The 20,291-nt window shown below is 38.0% G+C and carries 21 protein-coding genes and 1 other annotated feature; of the genes, 2 read left to right on the plus strand and 19 right to left on the minus strand.

Going from position 1 to position 20,291, the window contains the following annotated elements; genetic code table 11:
* Positions 1-8: 8 nt before the first annotated feature.
* From pyk to GVV19_RS05135, 13 genes are all read right to left on the minus strand, one after another.
* The gene (gene pyk, locus GVV19_RS05075; RefSeq protein WP_159636701.1) at positions 9-1,436 is read right to left on the minus strand and encodes a pyruvate kinase; all 1,428 of its coding nucleotides are present in this window, start codon (positions 1,434-1,436) and stop codon (positions 9-11) included.
* Between the two features lie 19 nt (positions 1,437-1,455).
* Complete coding sequence (pfkA, locus tag GVV19_RS05080; RefSeq protein ID WP_159636714.1) at positions 1,456-2,415, minus strand: 6-phosphofructokinase; 960 nt, start codon at positions 2,413-2,415, stop codon at positions 1,456-1,458.
* Between the two features lie 56 nt (positions 2,416-2,471).
* Positions 2,472-3,398 (minus strand): ATP-binding protein, encoded by a 927-nt coding sequence (locus tag GVV19_RS05085; RefSeq protein WP_159641444.1) that lies wholly within the window; start codon positions 3,396-3,398, stop codon positions 2,472-2,474.
* Positions 3,395-4,552, minus strand: a complete 1,158-nt coding sequence (locus tag GVV19_RS05090; RefSeq protein ID WP_159641445.1) for a DnaD domain protein — start codon at positions 4,550-4,552, stop codon at positions 3,395-3,397. Before GVV19_RS05090 ends, GVV19_RS05085 begins: the two co-directional genes overlap by 4 nt.
* Entirely contained in the window at positions 4,552-5,130 is a 579-nt protein-coding gene (coaE, locus tag GVV19_RS05095; RefSeq protein WP_159646003.1) for a dephospho-CoA kinase, read from the minus strand. Before coaE ends, GVV19_RS05090 begins: the two co-directional genes overlap by 1 nt.
* A complete protein-coding gene (mutM, locus tag GVV19_RS05100) occupies positions 5,127-5,948 on the minus strand; it encodes a bifunctional DNA-formamidopyrimidine glycosylase/DNA-(apurinic or apyrimidinic site) lyase (protein ID WP_159646006.1) in 822 nt (273 codons plus the stop codon). Before mutM ends, coaE begins: the two co-directional genes overlap by 4 nt.
* Before the next feature lie 3 nt (positions 5,949-5,951).
* On the minus strand, positions 5,952-8,465 hold the full coding sequence (polA, locus tag GVV19_RS05105) for a DNA polymerase I (RefSeq protein ID WP_159646009.1): 2,514 nt from the start codon (positions 8,463-8,465) through the stop codon (positions 5,952-5,954).
* Positions 8,466-8,500: 35 nt separating this feature from the next.
* Positions 8,501-9,466, minus strand: a complete 966-nt coding sequence (locus tag GVV19_RS05110) for a metal ABC transporter substrate-binding protein (RefSeq protein ID WP_159641449.1) — start codon at positions 9,464-9,466, stop codon at positions 8,501-8,503.
* Positions 9,467-9,484: 18 nt separating this feature from the next.
* Positions 9,485-10,585: an AI-2E family transporter gene (locus GVV19_RS05115; RefSeq protein ID WP_159641450.1), complete on the minus strand. Its 1,101-nt coding sequence runs from the start codon at positions 10,583-10,585 to the stop codon at positions 9,485-9,487.
* Between the two features lie 10 nt (positions 10,586-10,595).
* Positions 10,596-11,126: a hypothetical protein gene (locus tag GVV19_RS05120; RefSeq protein WP_159646012.1), complete on the minus strand. Its 531-nt coding sequence runs from the start codon at positions 11,124-11,126 to the stop codon at positions 10,596-10,598.
* On the minus strand, positions 11,123-11,962 hold the full coding sequence (gene mreC / locus GVV19_RS05125) for a rod shape-determining protein MreC (RefSeq protein WP_159641452.1): 840 nt from the start codon (positions 11,960-11,962) through the stop codon (positions 11,123-11,125). Before mreC ends, GVV19_RS05120 begins: the two co-directional genes overlap by 4 nt.
* Positions 11,963-12,029: 67 nt before the next feature.
* Positions 12,030-12,716, minus strand: a complete 687-nt coding sequence (radC, locus tag GVV19_RS05130) for a RadC family protein (RefSeq protein WP_159641453.1) — start codon at positions 12,714-12,716, stop codon at positions 12,030-12,032.
* 48 nt (positions 12,717-12,764) lie between these two features.
* Complete coding sequence (locus tag GVV19_RS05135) at positions 12,765-13,562, minus strand: MetQ/NlpA family ABC transporter substrate-binding protein (RefSeq protein WP_159646015.1); 798 nt, start codon at positions 13,560-13,562, stop codon at positions 12,765-12,767.
* A gap of 43 nt (positions 13,563-13,605) precedes the next feature.
* Positions 13,606-13,841: a binding site (T-box leader), on the minus strand.
* 251 nt (positions 13,842-14,092) lie between these two features.
* Between GVV19_RS05135 and GVV19_RS05140 the strand changes: the two genes are divergently transcribed.
* The gene (locus GVV19_RS05140) at positions 14,093-15,112 is read left to right on the plus strand and encodes an oxidoreductase (protein ID WP_159641454.1); all 1,020 of its coding nucleotides are present in this window, start codon (positions 14,093-14,095) and stop codon (positions 15,110-15,112) included.
* Positions 15,113-15,150: 38 nt separating this feature from the next.
* Here the strand turns inward: GVV19_RS05140 and GVV19_RS05145 are convergent, their stop codons facing one another.
* Genes GVV19_RS05145 through GVV19_RS05155 form a run of 3 tightly spaced genes read right to left on the minus strand, consistent with a single transcriptional unit; the run spans position 15,151 to position 17,783 of the window.
* The gene (locus GVV19_RS05145) at positions 15,151-15,432 is read right to left on the minus strand and encodes a hypothetical protein (RefSeq protein ID WP_159638720.1); all 282 of its coding nucleotides are present in this window, start codon (positions 15,430-15,432) and stop codon (positions 15,151-15,153) included.
* A 35-nt stretch (positions 15,433-15,467) separates the two neighbouring features.
* Positions 15,468-16,529, minus strand: coding sequence for a cell division protein FtsZ (gene ftsZ, locus GVV19_RS05150; RefSeq protein WP_159640250.1), 1,062 nt, complete (start codon positions 16,527-16,529; stop codon positions 15,468-15,470).
* Positions 16,530-16,547: 18 nt separating this feature from the next.
* Entirely contained in the window at positions 16,548-17,783 is a 1,236-nt protein-coding gene (locus GVV19_RS05155) for an acetate and sugar kinases/Hsc70/actin family protein (RefSeq protein WP_159638722.1), read from the minus strand.
* Positions 17,784-17,976: 193 nt separating this feature from the next.
* Between GVV19_RS05155 and rpmB the strand changes: the two genes are divergently transcribed.
* On the plus strand, positions 17,977-18,168 hold the full coding sequence (rpmB, locus tag GVV19_RS05160; protein ID WP_159638724.1) for a 50S ribosomal protein L28: 192 nt from the start codon (positions 17,977-17,979) through the stop codon (positions 18,166-18,168).
* A 30-nt stretch (positions 18,169-18,198) separates the two neighbouring features.
* Here the strand turns inward: rpmB and GVV19_RS05165 are convergent, their stop codons facing one another.
* The 3 genes from GVV19_RS05165 to rsgA are packed head-to-tail and all read right to left on the minus strand — an operon-like array spanning position 18,199 to position 20,287.
* The gene (locus GVV19_RS05165; protein WP_159640247.1) at positions 18,199-18,789 is read right to left on the minus strand and encodes a thiamine diphosphokinase; all 591 of its coding nucleotides are present in this window, start codon (positions 18,787-18,789) and stop codon (positions 18,199-18,201) included.
* Entirely contained in the window at positions 18,786-19,433 is a 648-nt protein-coding gene (rpe, locus tag GVV19_RS05170) for a ribulose-phosphate 3-epimerase (RefSeq protein ID WP_159640244.1), read from the minus strand. The genes GVV19_RS05165 and rpe overlap by 4 nt, the downstream gene beginning before the upstream one ends.
* Positions 19,430-20,287: a ribosome small subunit-dependent GTPase A gene (gene rsgA, locus GVV19_RS05175; RefSeq protein WP_159640241.1), complete on the minus strand. Its 858-nt coding sequence runs from the start codon at positions 20,285-20,287 to the stop codon at positions 19,430-19,432. The genes rpe and rsgA overlap by 4 nt, the downstream gene beginning before the upstream one ends.
* Positions 20,288-20,291 lie beyond the last annotated feature (4 nt).

The raw sequence follows: 20,291 nt of genomic DNA on the forward strand, positions 1-20,291 counted from the left end.
TTTACCTACTATTTAACTTCAATAATTTTCATTAAGTTAGTGTTACCTGTTCCTGTTGGATATCCAGCAGCAATGATAACTTTTTTACCAGGTTCAATACCAAATGTTTTCGCAAAAGTTGATGCAATTTCATCATCATTTGTCATATCATTACGGACGTCTGAGTAAACTGGAATGACACCCCATGATGATTGAAGGCTACGTTGAACTGCTTTATCAAATGTAACTGCAATAACAGGAACATTTGGACGGTATTTTGAAATACGACGTGCTGTTGAACCTGATTGTGTAAAGGCAACAATTGCTTCTACATCATTCATGTTCAATGCTGTTTCAGCAACTGACATACCAATTGAATCTTGCATTGTACGTTTTGAAGTACTGATTGCGTGTGATAAGCGTTCACGGTAAGGAATAATTTCTTCCATTGCTAATGCGATTTCACGCATAACACGAACTGCTTCGATTGGATATGCTCCAACAGCTGATTCTCCTGAAAGCATGATTGCATCAGTTCCATCAAGAACTGCATTTGCAACATCACTTGCTTCGGCACGTGTAGGACGTGGGTTTTGTTGCATTGATTCTAACATATGAGTTGCAGTAACAACTGGTTTACCCATACGGTTAGCTAATGCGATCATACGTTTTTGGTAAATTGGAACTAAGTGTGTACTTACTTCAACACCTAAGTCTCCACGGGCAACCATGACACCATCAGCAAGTTCTAAAATGCTTTCTAAGTTATCGAAACCTTCTTGGTTTTCAATTTTTACGATGATTTGAACATCTGGACGTCCTGCTGCTTCTAAAACATCACGAATGTCTTGAACATCTTGAACACGACGAACAAATGATGCAGCAACAAAGTCAATTCCGTTGTTAGCACCAAAAGTAATATCATTACGGTCTTTTTCTGACATAAATGGCATACTTAGTACTACGTTAGGAATATTCACACCTTTACGTGTTTTGATGAATCCTGGGTTTTCAACACGGCAAATTAGGTCTTTGTCATCTTTATCGATAACTGTTAACTTCATTTTTCCATCGTCGATGAGTAGGTAATTTCCGACTTGAACGTCAGCATGTACTTCAGGTACTAAAAGTGTGAAACGTTCTTTAGTTCCCATGAAATCTGCATCAAATCCAACGCGAACGACATCACCTGTCTCAAAAGCGATTGCGCCATCAGTCATGTCACCACAACGGATTTCAGGTCCTTTTGTATCAAGTAAGATTGCCAAGTTGATACCAATTCGGTCGCTAACTTCACGAACAACGTTCATGCGTCGTAAGTGGTTTTCTTGGACGTCATGTGAGAAGTTGAAACGAACAATATTCATTCCCTCTTTTGCCAATGCCTCAAGCATTTCTGGTGACTCTGAAGCTGGTCCAATCGTACAAATAACTTTTGTTTTTTTCATTTCTTGCATTAAATAATGTCTCTCTTTCTTATACCAATCGATCGTGTAACTCAAATAAAGGTTTTCTGGATTTCTTAGGTGTACGTAGCGCTTCAGTAATATCGATTGTCATTACTTTTTCGCTTACGATTCCAACACAACGGCCACCTTCGCCCGACATTAATGCCTGCACTGCTTTATCCCCAAACTGTGTCGCAAGAATACGGTCACGCGCAGTAGGTGAACCACCACGTTGAATATGACCTAAAATTGTTGCACGTCCGGAGAATCCAGTATGTTGTGATATTTTTTGCGCTAATAAGTGTACATCAGTAATTTTCTCACTGATGATAAGGATCGCATGACGCTTTCCTTTCACTTGTTCAAAGTAATTGAGTCGCTCAAGAACTTCAGCTTCATCATAGCCGGTTTCTTTTGTAACGATAACTTCTGCACCAGTGGTAATTCCTGCGTAAATTGCAAGGTCACCACAACGGTTCCCCATTACCTCAACTACTGAACAGCGGTGATGTGAACTTGATGTATCACGTAATTTATCAACGTTTTCGATAACAGTGTTTAGTGCTGTATCAAAACCAATTGTGTAATCTGTTGAATCGATATCATTATCGATTGTCCCAGGAATACCAATACAGTTTATTCCCATTTCCGTTAGAGCAAGTGCCCCGCGATAACTTCCGTCACCACCAATGACTACTAGTCCTTCAATACCATGTTTTGCGAGATTTGCGACTGCCTTTTCACGAACCTCAACGAGCTTGAATTCTTCTAATCGGGCGCTACCTAAGATCGTTCCACCTTGAATGATAATATCACTCACGTCGCCACGATCTAATTTACGAATGTTGTCATTGACTAATCCTTCATAGCCATTAAATACACCATAAACTTCAAGGCCTGCACTTATTCCAGAACGCACAACTGCTCGAATTGCAGCGTTCATTCCTGGCGCATCACCACCAGATGTCAAAATGCCAATTTTTTTCATAATCCACCTCTTGAGTAATCATACCACTTTTCGCCAATTATTTCGCCTTTAAATATCTATTTTTGTGCAATTCGACGGTTTTTACCCGTCATTTCTAATGGGCTTGTTAACGCATGGATTCTATCCACTAGTCTTCGTGCTCTGATTTCATCTGAAACTCCTCTGGTATCCAGTTTATAGAGCCCTACCAAAAGTTCCGGACGGTAGTTACTTGTGATAATTGTCTTCCGTTTATTCTCAAGTCTATCATTGAGAATAGACAGTAATATTTCATCACGACTCCACGACGTAATCGGCTCGGCACCGAGATCATCAAGTACAAGTACTTTAACGGACCTAAGTTTCCGTAAAATTCGATCCAACTCGTATGAGTTATTAAAATTTTGCTTTAACAGGCTAAGTAATGATGGGACATGAACAAATGCTACTGAATGGTTTTTCTTTGCAAATTCATTCGTTACAGCCGCACTTATATAGCTTTTTCCAATTCCTAAATCACCAAAAATAAAGTAACCTAGCGAATTGTCTTCAACGAATTTTACCAACGTACCCATCACAGATTTAAAATGAGCACTTTCATTTTGATAGTCAATCTTATCGAAGTGTGCTTCACGTAAATTTAAGGGTAACGGCATCACTTGGTATTTATTCAAATATGAATATTCATTTTCAATTTCATCGAGAATCGGAAGTTCTGTCACGAATTCATCAATGATTCCTGTATGCTTATCGTAAGCTAAATCTACAAAGCTGGCTAACTCCGGATTAGCAACAACTTCATGTTTTGCATATGAGTGTGCTTTACGTTTTGATTGAACCCATCGTTTGAATTTGGATGCATTCTCGACGATAACCTGTTCAGGACAGTCATACTTTTCAATAAATAATTGAATTTCAGGTAACTCAAGTAATTTCTTACCCAATTCATCACGTGCTTTAATCTGATCAGGTGTTAGTTCAAATGACATATTTCTAAAACTCATGATTGTCCTCCTTTAAGATATGCTTCGATAATTCTCGTGTTTTCATCATCCGACTCTTGGGTTACTTCAATTGCTTCTGTATAATCAGGAGATTGAATTTCTACACGAGCCTTAGGTTGACTTTGCACTTTAGTTATTGGTCTTGATACTTCATCTTGAGCTTGCTTAGCCGTTTCAATTCCTTTACGTTTCCACGTTGCCGCAATTTTTTCTACATAGTTTTTATTCAAGTTTTTATTATTATTGTCTAGGATGTATTCTATTAGAATATTAACAACCTCATCATTGAATTTAAAGTTACTCTGTAGCGACTTAATAAGATTTTTATCTGCATCCACAACATAATCATTTTCTTGTTTATATGCAATAAAACTGATGGGATCAAGTTCATAAGCATTTGAAACAGTATTAACATTTTGAATTCCATGGTCTCGATCAACAAGAACCTGAAACTTCCGTTTATCAAAAATCATTGTTTCAAAATTAGTTGCCGCTAGGAGCTTAGACTTCATGTCAGCATAGCTTATTTTATAGTTGCTTCCAAACTCTTCAACAACATCAATAACTTCCCGGGTTCTAAGCTGCATTGGAAAAATCATTGGATTTAAGGTCTTAAAGAAAGAACTTGCGTCAAAACGTCTTTTTCGTGATGTCTCGGCAACCGGCCTTGTAATGAATGCTGATTCAGATTGTTCGTCCCAAGTGGACAATCTTGCAATATCAAACGGCGCAGTAATTTCTTCAGCTGTATCCGGGATTATCGGAACCTGAACATGTTCACATGCTTCGATATACTTTTCGCGACCCATCACAATAGCATACAGACGACCAAATGTACTGTGTTCCATAAAATCAACGGGACGAAGCGGCTCTAGCAACTCCAAGGAAAGTGACTTATCAAGTTCAAATGTACGTATTAATCCAAAGCGCTCGAGCTCTTTCCGATTTGCTTCGAATTCGCGTACATCAACTTGAAGAATTCGTAGTAATTCTCTTATTTCAACACTAGAATCTAATGTAGAAAATTCGTAAAGCGTCAAATAGAGCGATGCTGCGGGATACGAAAAAAGTGGTTGATAGTACACCAATAAACTATGCAATTGGTCGGGTGCAAGATCATATTTTTTGTTTACATGAATCACTACTTTCGCCACTATTGTTCTCCTCTCAATTTATGAATAACTGCATCAATACAGTCGTGTAATTCAGCTAACGAACCGTCGTTATTGATTACAAAATTCGATTTTTCAATTTTGGAAGCCTCATCAAGATGACGTTTCGACCGGCGATTCACTTCAGCCTCATCAAGCCCCCGTTGAGCTAGTCTTTGAATACGTGTCGAATATGGTGCAGTTATCATCATTACTTTATCAAAAGCCTTTTCGGAATGTGATTCAAACAAGAGCGGCACTTCAAAGAATATAATTTGATTCTGGGCATTTACACGATTTACATCTTGTTGAATGTGTGGGAAGACTAAATTTTCCAGGGCATCAAGTTTTTCATAATCATTGAACACAATCGACGCTATTTTACTGCGATCAATGTCGCCAGTTGACGTAAGAATATCATGACCAAACATTGTTATTAGAGCGTCATAAAGGCGCCCGTTCTTTTCATAATAATCATGGACCATTTTATCGGTATCATAGACTTCATATCCAAGAGCACGTAGATACTCACTTGCCTGAGATTTACCGCCACCGATTGTTCCTGTAATCGCAATTTTCATCGTTTCACCTTCTGACATTTTGGACAAAATACACTTGACCTTCCACCAATAACAATTCGATCCATCGTTGTCCCACATCGAGGACACGGCTTACCGCCTTGTCCATAGGCCGCAAGTTGAATTTGAAATCGACCATGAACGTTGAGTCCAGATGTATAAGATCTAATTGTGGTTCCGCCTGCTTGAATCGCATTTTCCAAAATGCGACGCGCAGACAAAATAAGCTGTGACAATTTGACCGTCGAAATCATCTTCGCAGGGGTTAATGGATGAACGCGAATATCATGAAGTATTTCATCTGCATATATATTTCCGACCCCCACAAAAATAGCTTGATCAAGCAATACTAGCTTGATTGGACGACCAATTGTACTGTATTTCTTCTTTAAATATTCTGGAGTAAGTTCGTTGTCCCATGGTTCATACCCCAATCGCTTACTCTCAAAGAATTGCTCCGGATGCTTTGTAACCACCATTCTCGAAAACTTTCTTGTATCCAAGTAATGAACGTAATGGTTAGCTGTATTGAATGTAAGATGCGTATGTGCGTTAGGTCGTTGTTGCGAGTCATAAAGATGGAATTTGCCTTCCATTCGCAAATGAATAATCCAATTATATCCATTGGTAAGCTCAAACCAAACATATTTTCCGCGACGTTTGAAATCAACAAACGATTCACCTACGAGCACATCAATTGGATACTCTGAACCAGTTTCCAATAATGGTTGGTATCGAAGGTTAATGGCTTTAATCTGTTCATTTAGTAGCGAGACACCCATTGTTTTAACAATAGTCTCTACCTCTGGCAATTCTGGCATTCGTTACTCTCCTAACCAATTTGATCCGATATCAACTGAGACTTTTAATGGAATTGGCCAATCAACGATACTCTCCATTACTGATGTCATCAGTGAAATCACTTGATCCACTTCTTCATCTATTACATCAAAAACAAGCTCATCATGAACTTGTAGAATCATGACTGATTTTAAATTTGCTTCTTTCAATGCACGATGTGCTTTAACCATTGCAATTTTTATTATATCTGCTGCAGTTCCTTGGATTGGTGCATTCATTGCTGCACGTTTTCCAAATTCTTTGACTGCACGATTCTTATCGAAAATTTCTGGAATATAGCGTCGTCTTCCAAAATACGTTGTAACAAAACCATCTACCTCACATTTTGCAATGACCGAATCCATATATTTTTGAATATTTGGGTAAGCTTCATTGTACTTATCGATAAATGCACTTGCCTCCGCAATCGAAATATCAAGTTGTTTTGATAAACCAAATCCTGAGATACCATACACGATTCCGAAGTTTACAGATTTCGCTTGGCGACGCATAGCTCCATCAGCTGAAGAAACACCAAAAATTTCATTTGCAGTGGCCGTGTGAATATCAACATCATGCTTAAATGCATCCATCATTTTTTCTTCATGTGCTAAGTAGGATAAGACCCGTAACTCGATTTGAGAATAGTCAATACTTACAAGCTTATGTCCTGGACTCGCAATGAATGCTCCGCGGATTGCACGTGTCTCCTCGTCACGAACCGAAATATTTTGTAAATTGGGATCACTTGATGACAAACGGCCTGTTTGTGTTGCATGTTGATTAAACGACGTATGGATACGATTATCTGCACCAATAAATTTTGTGAGTCCAACTGCATACGTGCTATAGAGCTTAGCGTACTTGCGGTATTCCAAGATCGGCTTGATTATTGGGTGCACACCCTCAAGTGATTCTAAAACGGACACTGCCGTAGAGCGCTTTTTACCACTAGGAAGTTGAAGATGATCGAATAGTACTTCGGAAAGTTGTTTCGGAGAATTAATGTTAAACTCCTCGCCTGCTTCGTCATAAATTAATTGAGTCAGCATATCAATCTTTGACTTGGTTTTTTCGGCAACATCATCAAGTATGCTACGATCCACATTAATTCCTAAGAATTCACATTCCGCAAGCACCATAACTAGCGGTAATTCGATGTCATCATAAATAGCAATGAGATCATCTTTCAAAGCCTTTTCTTTCAACTCTGAATATAATGTGTGCATTCTTTTAATTGTCGCAAAATTTTGCTCTAGACCTTCATAATTTAAATACCACGCATTGTATTCGTCTTTTAACTTTTCAAATGTCGTCACAGACGGATTAATTATAAATGCGAGTAAGAGAATATCTTCAATGCCCGCCTGAATCGCTATATCATGCTCTAATGCGAAACGATAAAGGGCTTTGGAAGAAACTGCAAACAACTGTTTCTCACGACCAAGTAACCCGTGGAATACACTGTCTAGAATCATTTCTGGAAGTGTCAGATAGGCAAAAGCTACATCATTAGCATTGTATATGGTAATCCCTTGAAGTACATCTTTCTTGTCATAATCTAACATCAATGTCACATCGTCTGCCAACCACGATTCTTCGAGATCAGCCATTTTAAAGTTTTCTTTAACTGTATCAGTGATTTCAACATCTTCTGTTATTAAGGAATTCATATCATATTTTCGATAAAATGCATTCAAAGTATTGTCAGGAAGGGCATATCGAAGCGTATCCAAGGTTATGGAATTGGGTACTTCGACATCAATTTTAGCAAGCTCGTAGGACAAACGCGCTTGAGCTTCATAATTACGAACATTCTCACCCATTTTCCCTTTAATTTCATCTTTATGAGCATACAAGCTCTCAAATGAGCCATACTGTTGAATTAATTTAAGTGCTGTTTTCTCACCAACTGAAGGAACTCCGGGAATATTATCACTTGTATCACCTTGAAGTGCTTTAACATCCACGATTTGTGATGGTGTAATGTTCATTTCCGTCTCAAGATTTTGAAGGTTCATCGTTTTAATGTCGGTAATTCCCTTTTTCATGAGAAGAACTTCAACGTTTGTATCAATTAACTGTAGTAAGTCACGATCACTGGATAATATTTCCACCTTTACATTGTTATATTGCTTTGACAAGGTTCCAATAATATCATCCGCTTCATAACCACTGATTTCTAATCGAGGAATTGGGTATGCATCAATGAATTCTCGTACAAGAGCGAATTGGGAAACTAACTCATTATCAACTTCTTTTCGGGTCCCTTTATATTCGCCAAACATCTCATGTCTAAATGTTTTATCCTTAGTATCAAAAGCGACAAGGATATAGTCCGGTTTTGTAAGTTCAATGGCTTTCGTAAGCATTGTCGAAAAGCCATAAACAGCATTGGTCACAACACCTGTTGAAGACATCATATGTCCTCGTGATAATGTTCCATAATATGCTCGAAACAACATCGAGTTTCCATCTATTAATAGTAATTTTTCCATAATTTCCTCCATTTAAAGAAAGGAAACCCTTAGGTTTATCGACTTATCGATTTAAGGGTTTCCAAGTTTTGATACATGATTCGAATGTAATCATACTGTTCCGCAACATCCTTTTCAGATAATGAATAAACATTGCTTAATTGTATCTCAGTTAGCGATAGTTCTGTTTTTAACTGATTGTATAGTGCTGTTTGTTCTTCCGTCATACCTTCTTCAAAGGCAATATGTTTTACATTATTTGTTTGAATAGATGTACGAATATCGTTGAGCATCGCTTCCGTTGGAAGAGCACCGAACTTAGAAATGGTTACCGGATATACTTCGACCCCAAAACTCTTTTGCCAGTTTCCAAATGTCGGCGTCATCGTGACAATTTTAATGGGAACTGCTGGTGTTTTGATTTGTTGGAAATCGGCTTGCAAACTCGTTAATTCAATTTCTAGTTTAGAAAATCTATCTTCAAATTTTGCAGCATCATCAGGATATGTCGCAACTAACCAATCTTTAATGGTTCGAGCCATCGAAGTCATCGCTAGCGGATCCATCCAAATGAACGGATCTTTATCATAAACATCTACCCGCTCAAAGTTTGGAGTATCATAATACGGTGATTCGACTACGTGTGTCGAATTCGCAGCTGTTACTGTTGTAAAGCGAGCAAAGTTGTAAAGTGATGAGCGTTCCGCCATATCTATAACTTCAATCTTATTGTTAGAGATGATATCATCACGATAAATTTCCCAGTAAGGTTGAATTTCATTGATATAAAACATCGTATCCGCTTTTTCGAGAACTTCTTTGTAATCATCTCTAATTTGAGCAGTTTGAGGCGTTGACCCAACATCAAGTCGTTCGACATTTACGCGGTCTCCTGCCAATGTTGTTACGAGGTATTCTAAAGGATAACTTGTAACTACTACATTCTTATTTTTTGGAACGCAGCCCGTCAACATCAGTGTAAACATTACTACAACCAATGTACTTTTAATTAATCTTTTCATAAATACCCCTCTTTCAAATTACGCTTCTACTTTTGATTCTAATTCCCAATTATTTTTCTTCAACGCATAAATTGCACGCAATGAGAAGTAAATTGGCATTGAAAGTAAAATACCGATAAATCCAAACATGACACTCGATGCAAAGAACACAAAGAGAGAAGACACCGGATCAATTTTATCTCGTTTTGAATATACAAATGGTGAGATGACATAGTTGTCTAAGTTTGAAAGGATAAACAAGCCAATTGCTAATGCAATAATGCGCGGTACTGGAAGCATTAGTGAAGTTAAAACAGCAAGGACTTGAACTGTGATTGGACCAATGTATGGTATTAGCAATGCAAATGCAGCCATAACACCTAATACTAATGCATAGTTATGCCCAACCAACGAATAGAGAATCGTATATTCAACAAACGTTATTGTCATGATGACAATAAGTGTTTGAAGATATTGTAACACAGCGCGGTTCACGACAATGAGTGAATTCGCAACTTTTGGAGAAACTTTATACGCACAATTCAATACTTTTCGCGTTACATCTTCATAATCGAAAATGAGATAAAGACCAATAACTAATGAGAAGAGCGCAGTCGTCAAGAAATTAATCAGTTGACCGACAAATTGTGATGCAAATGTTGGAATTGTTGGTACGCTTTTAATAAGGCCCTCCAAGATTTTAACACCTTCATTTACAAGATTTGTAACCCATGGTTCTGGTTTCCCTTGTTGGAAATCTGTGTAGTACTTTAGCAGTTGTTGAATACCATCAACACTTGAATTGATTATAGTCATCATATCAGTAATGAGCTTTGGTAGTATTGATGAAATCAATAAGACAACGAGTGCTACAAAAACGATGAGTGTTAGTGGCACAACAATTTGTCGCTTGATTCCAAATTTTTCAAAATACTTCGTGATTGGATGTAGGATATAAGCAATTCCGAATCCAATGATGAATGGCATCAAGATTGATTGAAGTTTTCCAAATGCGTAAATCCAGAATCCTTCTGTAAGCATTAGCAAATATAATGTAACTAATGACATAATAACGATTAACAGTCGATTGAGTGTTAAGTTTTTATTTATAAACGTCTTAACTTTTTCCTGTGTGTTCATAAGTCCCCCTTTATCTCATATAGAGATTTTGTGCTTTTTTTAGGATATACTGGTGCATTTTACTGTAACCAAATCTGACAATTGGAATCAACATTAAATTACCAAGTAATACCCAGAAGCTGCGATAAGCTAGAAAAGCCATAAACTCTTGGTTATACCCCTTGCTATACCAAGCCATGATGTAAGTTATTATTTCTTTGATAAATAAACTTACGATAATTAACAGAATAAACTCTGATACAGAGTAACCGATATGTCGATCGAATAGTCGCACGATCAACATTGTAAGTGCAAACGATACAAAGAAGATTGGAAAGCTATCCATATAGTTGAATTCCAACCAAATGCCCAGTATCATCGCTTTGATGATGGACTCTTCTCTACTATCATTTTGGCTCAACATGATTAAACCCATAAATGCCATATTGCTTACAAATGTAAATTGTGGAATCAGAAATTGACGCCCGAGCGCATTTAGAACTCCATCTAAAAACAAGAGTATGACAATATAGACAAAATGCATTAGTCGAATTGTTCTCATGGTCGTTTAACCACCGATATAAATCGAAGATCATCAAAGTCAACATTCGACTTCACATAAACGACAACACCAATTCCGTCCGCAATATTTCGTTGTGAATGAACATTTCCAATAAGTAATCCTGCTGGATAGACACCACCAATTCCTGCGGTGGATACAACCATATCCGGCGATATTGACGAATTCGTCTCTAGCAAATTAATTGAGAACAGATTGGTTTCATGATTATAGGAATCTAAAATTCCCTGAACATATTCACCTGGTGCCGTTTCGATACGGACAGATACTTTTGAATTATCATCATTTGCAGTTAAAATTGAGACTTCGGATTGATTTTCACTCACGTGTTTAACACGACCGATGACTCCTTGCGGAGCAATAACACCGTCACCAACACTAACACCATCTGCGGCGCCAATGTCTATTGTAATTGTGCTATCCCAACTCTCACTGGAGTGATACTTCACGGTTCCATTAATTTGAACTAACTCTGTATAAACACTTTTTAATTCATTTTGTGCTTTTAGCTGACTAATTTCTTCTTCAAGAGCTTTTACGCGTGTCTGCCAATGTGCCGCATTTTCCAATTCATGGCGTAACAAGTCATTTTCGTATCTTACGTCCCACATTGTCGCTACATCCGTCATAAAGCCACTTGCTGTTTCAATTGGATAGTCAATTAATCCATATTTCATCATAGAAAAGAAGCTGAAGAAATTACGGTCTACATTTTGATAAAATTTTGATCCCTTTATCATTCCTGTTCCCATAATTGCTACGACTATGATTAGTATGAGCGTCTTCATCACGCTATTGAAAGTACTTTTTCTTTTCATTGAATCACCTATTTTATTATACTTAAGAATGACTGTCTTTACAAATAAAAGCGTGATTCTTCACACACTATTCTATAAACAATTCCGGTAATTGAAATCTAAGTGAGATGTAGTTTGACTGCGAGACAATTAAATGGTCATAAACTTCCACACCTACAAGGCGACACGCCCTTATCAACACAGTCGTCGCTTCGATATCACTACGACTTGGTGCCATCGTCCCACTCGGATGATTATGTACAAATACCACTTTCATCGCTCCGACGATACTCGCTTCACGAATGATGTCTCGAGGATGTATTAGACTTCGATCTACAGTTCCCACAAACAAAACTTGATGATTTAGAATACAACGATTTTGATTTAGGTATATTACTAGAAATTGCTCTTGTTTTGCATATCCTATTTTTATGAATAACCATTTAATAATTGATGCAGTATCATAAATTTCGACAATTTGACCACAATGTGGCTCAACCATTCGTTTGGCAATCTCGATGATTGCCAATACTTCAATTGCCTTCACTTTTTTAATCCCATTAATTTTAATTAGTTCATGTAATGTCATTTTTGGCAATCCCGTAATGTTACCACATCGTTCAAAAATTAAATCCGCAATCTCAAGCACGGATTGGTACTTGGTTCCAGAACGTAATACAATCGCCAGCAATTCCCGATCGGATAATACTTCAATCCCTAAATGCTCAGCACGCTCTCGTGGACGCAAAGAAGGATGCATATCATGGATTTTCATGTCATCATCTCCATTAATAAATATGCATCCTTCTGTTTAATACTTAAATTATTTCAAGACACTTGTAACCGCTGGCGCAAATTGAGCATCAATGTAATCTTTCACACGTTGATCTTCAAATGCTTTAATAATAGCTTTGGTCTTTGGACTATCTTCATTTCCTTCTTTAACTGCAACGACATTAACAATGTCTGCAATTGTTTCTGGAGAGATCGTTTCCGTTTGAAGTACACGATCAACTACTTTCGCAGTGATTGCGTAGTTTCCGTTTAACACAACATACTCTGCATCATTTATGAGTGGTGCAATTCCATCACTTTGAACTTCTTTAATGGTGATTTCTTGGTTAAATTTAACGATATCTTTAACAGTTGCGGTATCACGATTATCCCCAAGCTCAATCCAACCGATTTCTTCAAGAACCTTCAGTGCTCTTGGTAAATTTGTTGCATCATCTGGCACAAGTACAGTATCACCTTTAGCAACATCAGCTAAAGAAGACTTCTTCCCTGCATAGATCCCAATTGGTTCATAATGAACTTTTAATACGTCCACTAAATGCGTTCCATTATCCTTATTGAAGTTTTTGAGGTAAGGAATGTGTTGGAAGTAGTTTGCGTCCAAACCACCTGATTCAACTTCAGTGTTCGGAATTTTGTAGTCGTCAAACTTTTTAACCGTTAACTCAAAGCCTTGCTCTTTGAGTGGTTCGCGAAGTTGCTCTAAAATATCTCCATGTGGAAACGGTGTTCCACCAATTACGATAGTTTTATCATCGCCACTTTTCGAAGCACCACAACCAGCCAATACCAATAATGCTGCTAATACAACGAGTAATTTCTTCATATGTTCTCCTCCTTATTGTTTCTACATATAAAAAACGCCCATCCCTAAGGATGAGCGTGCTCATGTTACCACCTTAATTTAATTATCTTTCACAAGATAATCCTTATCGAGTACTATCATACTCTGTCGCGTTAACGGGCGAACCCGGTCTTACCTAAATACACTATCTCAGTAAAACTGCTCCAAGGCCATTTTCATTTAACTGCCACTATCTGCTCTCACCCTACACAGACTCTCTGAAAGTTTTCATTAAACTACTTTCCTTTTCATCGCTTTTACATATTATGAGTTACATTTTCAGATATGTCAACACATATTTAATAAATCTTGTTTATCATGTTCTATTTTTAATGAACATGATGCTAAGACGTCCCCTAGACATCTGTTTGTTAAAGATTGCTGTTTTTGCATTAACCCAACGTTCATTAAGCTATTTCTAAGTACCATTCACAAATTATCCGACTTCACATCATTGCATCTCAATATTATTTTCGGTAAACAGTGTTATAATTTCCTTAGGAGTGATAACTATGAACCTTTTTGATAAAACTAAGATTAAAAACTACGAGTTGAAAAATCGCCTCGTTATGGAACCTATGTGCATGTATTCAGTATTTAAGCATGATGGTATCCCCACATACTTCCATTTTGCGCATTATGTCTCGCGCGCAATCGGCCAAGTTGGGATGATCATCATCGAATCAACAGGCGTTGCACCAGAAGGACGCATCACTGACGATTGCCTAGGATTATACAACGACGACCAAATTGCACCATTCAAAAATATTGTTGATGCTGTCCACGAGGAAGGATCCATTATCGGCGTTCAATTGAATCATGCGGGCCGTAAGTCAACTGCAAGTGATGGAATTGACACCATCTACGGACCTAGCGCAATAGCTTATTCTGATGATTCACGCACACCCGTAGCCCTCACAACCGACGAGATAAAACGTATCATCAAAGATTTTCAAGAAGCTGCTGTTCGTGCCGATAAGGCAGGGTTTGATGCAATTGAAATTCACGGTGCACACGGATATCTTATTTCTGAATTTATGAGCCCTGCTTCAAATCATAGGACTGACAAGTACAAAGATGGATCCGTGTTCTTACAAGAATTAACAGCTGCGGTTACCCAAGTTTGGCCAAAACATAAGATATTGTCACTACGTGTTAGTGCAACTGATTATGAACCCAATGGACAGACTGTGGACGATACAATTCGTATGCTCGAACCTGTTGCGGCTTCATATGACTTCATTAATGTTTCATCTGGCGGAATTACAATTAATCCACCAACTAAAATATATCCTGGATATCAAGTTCCGTTTGCACATAAGATTAAGAAGGCTTTCCCCAACAACAATATTATTGCTTGTGGTATGCTAGGGAATCCCGATCTTGCGGCCTATGTCATTGAATCAGAACAAGCTGACTACATCGGACTAGCGCGGCCTCTTCTCTCAAATGCTAACTGGGTGCTTCACGCAGCCCATGCTCGACGTAAAAACGATCTCATTACCCAACAATATAAACGTGCTTTTAAATAGAAGAAAAGGTTGTGATGAATTATACATCACAACCTTTTTTATGCTTTAAGTTTATTCGCAAGTTCGAAGAGCACAGGTTCTGCACCGACACCAGTTCTTAATGATGTACCATCAATGACTTCAATATGTTCATTTGCATCGTCATATGTAACCATTGAGACCGCTACAGCTTCATTTTCGGTTACACGTTCAAACAATTCTGGCGTTGTCGCTTCAATTGTTGCTTCAACATCCATCATACGCAAGTACTCATCAATTTTATTGATTATTTTCGGATTGTATGATGCTTCGTTACGAAAAATTACAAATACTTTTTTCATATAAACTCCTCATAGTGTGCAAACTGCACACCGTATTAACGTGTTCTAAAAAATTCAGGAATATCGTTATTAGTTGTTTCTGTACGTTCGTTTTGTGATGATTGTGATCCTGAACGTTCTACTTGAGCGACTGTTTCTTGAACATCACGAACTGAATCATCAAAACCTGTGGCAATCACAGTCACAATAATTGCATCCCCAATATTTTCATTAATGGCAACTCCAAAAATAATGTCGATATCATTTCCAGCCGCTTCACGAATGTATTCAACAGCTTCACTCGCATCTTGAATCGAAATTGAATCTCCACCAGTAACGTTCACAATCGCGTTACGAGCGCCATCAATTTGCGCTTCTAGTAATGGTGACGTAATTGCTTTTTGTGCAGCTTCGATTGATTTGTTCTCGCCTTGAGCCATACCAATTCCGATTAGAGCGCTACCTTGTCCTTGCATAACAGAACGAACATCAGCAAAGTCCAAGTTAATCATTGCAGGAACAGCAATTAAGTCTGTAATTGTTTGAACACCTTGACGTAATACATTATCTGCTTCTTTAAATGCTTCTTGGAAAGGAATACGGCCAATTACTTCAAGCAATTGATTGTTACTTACGATAATTAGAGAGTCTACATATTGTTTTAGCTCATCGAGGCCTGAAGACGCTTGTTCGCGACGGCGACGTCCTTCGAAAGTAAATGGTTTTGTAACGATCCCAACGACCAATGCTCCTTCTTCTTGAGCAATCTTGGCAACAAGTGGCGATGCTCCTGTTCCCGTTCCACCACCAAGACCAGCAGTAACAAAGACCATATCTGCATCTTTAACTGCAGCACGGATTTCATTTTCACTTTCGACTGCAGCTTTGCGTCCCATTTCTGGATTAGCACCAGCTCCAAGCCCTTTGGTTACTTCACGTCCTAATTCAATACGATTCACGACTGGTGAAACATTAAGCACTTGTAGATCAGTATTGGCTACATAAAACTCTACACCCTTCATGCCTTCATCAACCATTCGGTTAACGGCATTATTTCCGGCCCCACCGACGCCAATAACTTTAATTCTTGCTACACTATGTTGAAAATTTGTACTCATTTTGTTCACTCCTCCAATTTATCGTTCAAAGAACATGTTTTTAAGTTTTTGAGTAATCGAATCATCTTTTATATCTGTTTCAATATTCAATACCGTATTCATAAAGTCAATTTCATCAACGCTTGCCATCGTCATTTCTCGATAGACATGTTGATCTTTATAGTAGTAAAACGAACCGAGCACAGCTGTTAAGCCTGGCTCCTTCGCTCCAAACGTTGTCGACCGATACGTTGTTACTTCAGAATTACTTTCATTCGCAATCACGGTCTCGAGTCCCGCTATGACGCTAGCCTCACCGGTCACGACAAATTTTGGTGATCCTAATTCAAATATTGGTTCACATCGCATTACCAAATCTTTTAAAAACATTTTGATATCATCCGCAACAATTGCCATTAGTTCTTCTTGTGTCAACACATGTGTTGTTGATTTTGTTGACCACATGAAGATTGGGTCATTGCTTGGGTTCTCTAAATCTAAATCTACATTGTAATACATCAATCGGTGTACCACATCACTGGGCACTTTTAATGTTGTTTCTATTTGTTTTAAAAATCTCTCGAATCCCGTTTCAAGGTAGTCACTGGATAGCAGAACCCCTTTATGAAACAAGGATAACCGTGTCATTTTTTCATGGAGCGTTATCGCAATTATAGGCTTATCGATTGACGCTTCAAATAGAGATGCTTCTTTACCAAATCCGATATCATCAGAAATGATATCCAAGATTTTCAATCCCGATTTCTCTACGACACTTACATAAGGGAATATTACTGATTGTTTTCCATAGTAACACTCTGCTTCTATTGTAAGTGCGTCGCTTTTTTCGTTTAATGGGAGCTTGCGTGTTGAGCTTCCATTAACAAAAAATTTACTCATTAATATGTTTGTTAAGATATATCCTTCAGGATATTGTGTTTTCGCTAATTCATTATATGCGCGCCGGACATCCGACTCCGAGATACGTCCTGTAATTGGGACCCTTAACTGACGGTTTATGCGCTTGGTATGTACTCCAGGTACAACCAATAATATGCGCTTTACAACTACCCCCAAGTTGCGAGATGCATTCTCAACAGCTTTTTTAATTGAATCTACAACATGTGTTTCACTCATAATCGTATATCCTGAGATACCCAGATGGGGAACACGTTCTACTTTTAAAATATTTAATCTACCATTGAAAAATTGTCCAACTAATAAGCGTACTTCGTGATCCGCAATTTCTAATGCTGCAATGATTTGTTTTTCCATTTGCGAACCTCCTTCATGCTTAGTATAATAATATCATAATCAAAGCTAAGATTAAAGGCATTAGGGCTTGACTTCAACAGAAATTTCACAATCATATTTTGTCTATTTTTTTTAGGAAACCTACTTGATTAAACATATTGCGTATGGTATAGTTACTAAGCGTTAAAGAATAGACAAGAAAGGGGGTTACGGTATGCCTAGAGTATGTTCAGTAACTGGAAAGAAAACCATGTCTGGAAACAAACGCTCACATTCACTTCGTGCAACACGTCGTAAATGGAATGTTAATCTTCAGAAAGCGACAATTATGGTCGATGGAAAGCCAACTAAGGTCCGTATTTCCGCCCGTGCATTAAAAACTATCAAAGCACAACAAGCTCGATAATAAAAATAACGGTGGATCACCGTTTTTTTATTATTGATTTGCTTGTATTATAAGTGCAGGCCCACCTTGAAGCGTCACAACCCCTATATCATCTAGAATCTCATTTGATGTTAGATAAGTATCACCAAATTTAACATCACGTTGATTAAGCGGATATTTGAATCCTTCAAGTGTAATCGTAATCGGCTCAAAAACAAGCACAGATAAATAGTAATAATCATTTTTAGCGATATGGTGAGTACCCTCATCATATCTTTTTATTTTGTTTTGACCATCGTACAAGGTGATCCGCGAATCAAGCATTGCTGTTATCACATTGCTGTATTCGTGATCACGGCGTCGACCCAATCCCCCATAGACTATAATTTCATCATAATCCCCTGCTTGTTTGTACGCGAACAGAAAATCAGTATCATCTTTCATTGGGTTGAGTCGGATTGTTGTTTCGGCATAGTTTTTAATTCGCTGGAAATCATCTTCACTAACAGAATCAAAATCTCCACATGCCAACATAACAGGAATGCCCTTGTTTAAACAAACAAGGGCTCCATAGTCAACACCGATAACATCACCTTCAACGGTTCCTTCAAAGTCCCCTAGAACGAGTGTGACGGTTCTCATAATAAAGAAATAACTGCCTTTTCAATATCATCACTGAAAACATAACTTCCAGCAACTAAAATATCTGCGCCTGCTGAACGTGCACGAATACCAGTTTCGTCATTAATGCCACCGTCAACAGAAATGAGATACTCGTAGTTATTTGATTGTCTGAACGCGTCAACTTCTTTGATACGCTCCAACATTTCAGGCATGAATGCTTGGCCTCCAAACCCTGGTTCAACACTCATGACAAGAACAATATCTACATGTTTAAGATATGGAACAATAAGCGAAATATCTGTGCCTGGCTTTAATGTGATTCCAGCTTTTACACCACGTTTTTTTAAATCCTTAACAGCGGCAATTCCATCCATGACATCATCAAAACATTCAGCATGAATCGTGATGGCATCAGCACCTGCATCGATAAATGCATCAAAATACTGAACAGGGTCACTGATCATCAAATGGACATCCATCAATAAATCCGATACATGATCAACTTGTTTGAGAATGCCAGGACCAAAACTAATATTTGGCACAAAGTGACCATCCATAACATCAAAGTGTAACCACTTAGCCCCCGCTACTTCAACACGTTTAAGCTGTGTCTTCATTTCTGAAAAATCTAAAGATAATACTGATGGCGATACTATTTTCATCCCCGTGTGTCCTCCTTGATTAGTTTTACTACATCCACATAATTTGTGTATCGAATTTTTGATACAGCATCATTTTCTACTGCTTCTTTGATTTTACAACCTGGTTCTTTTAAATGCAAACAATTACGATATTTGCATTGCCCAATGTAAGGCGCGAAATCTGGGATCGATTCAGCTAACATTTGAACATCAACTTGTGAAAAATCAAGTGATGAGAATCCTGGTGTATCAGCAATCCATCCTCCAGCAATTTCATAAAGTTGGTTATGACGGGTTGTATGGCGTCCTCGACCGAGTGCTTTAGAAATCGCTTGCGTATTTAACTGTAATTCTCCATTAATGCGATTTAAAATACTTGATTTTCCAACACCACTTTGGCCTGCAAGCACCGATAGTTTATCTTTTAGGATATTCTCTAAAGGGTCCGTTGGTAAATTTTGGCCCGTAAGAACCACTTGATAACCACGCGTTTGGTATTCTTGAATGATTTCATTTTGCGCCTCTTTTGTAATCAAATCAGCTTTAGATATGACAATGACGGATTTAATACCTTCAAGTGAAATCAAAAATATAAGGCGATCTACAAGTGTGTATGAAAAATCTGGTTCTTTCGCCGACATTACGATTAAGGTTTGATCTATGTTAGCAACCAGTGGGCGTATGAGATGATTCTCCCGTTCAAGAACTTCCTGAATCACCCATTGTTCCTCAAGAAACTCGACATGAACATTGTCCCCTACAATGGGTTTTTGTCCCAGTCGAAGCTTTCCCATTGCCTTCGCAACATGAAATTCGCCGTCCATATAAATCGTGTAATGATTCGAAACGATTCGCGTAATTCTTGCTTTTTTCATACTT

The sequence above is a fragment of the Erysipelothrix anatis genome, assembly GCF_009828745.1.
In the GTDB taxonomy this organism is placed as follows: domain Bacteria; phylum Bacillota_I; class Bacilli_A; order Erysipelotrichales; family Erysipelotrichaceae; genus Erysipelothrix; species Erysipelothrix anatis.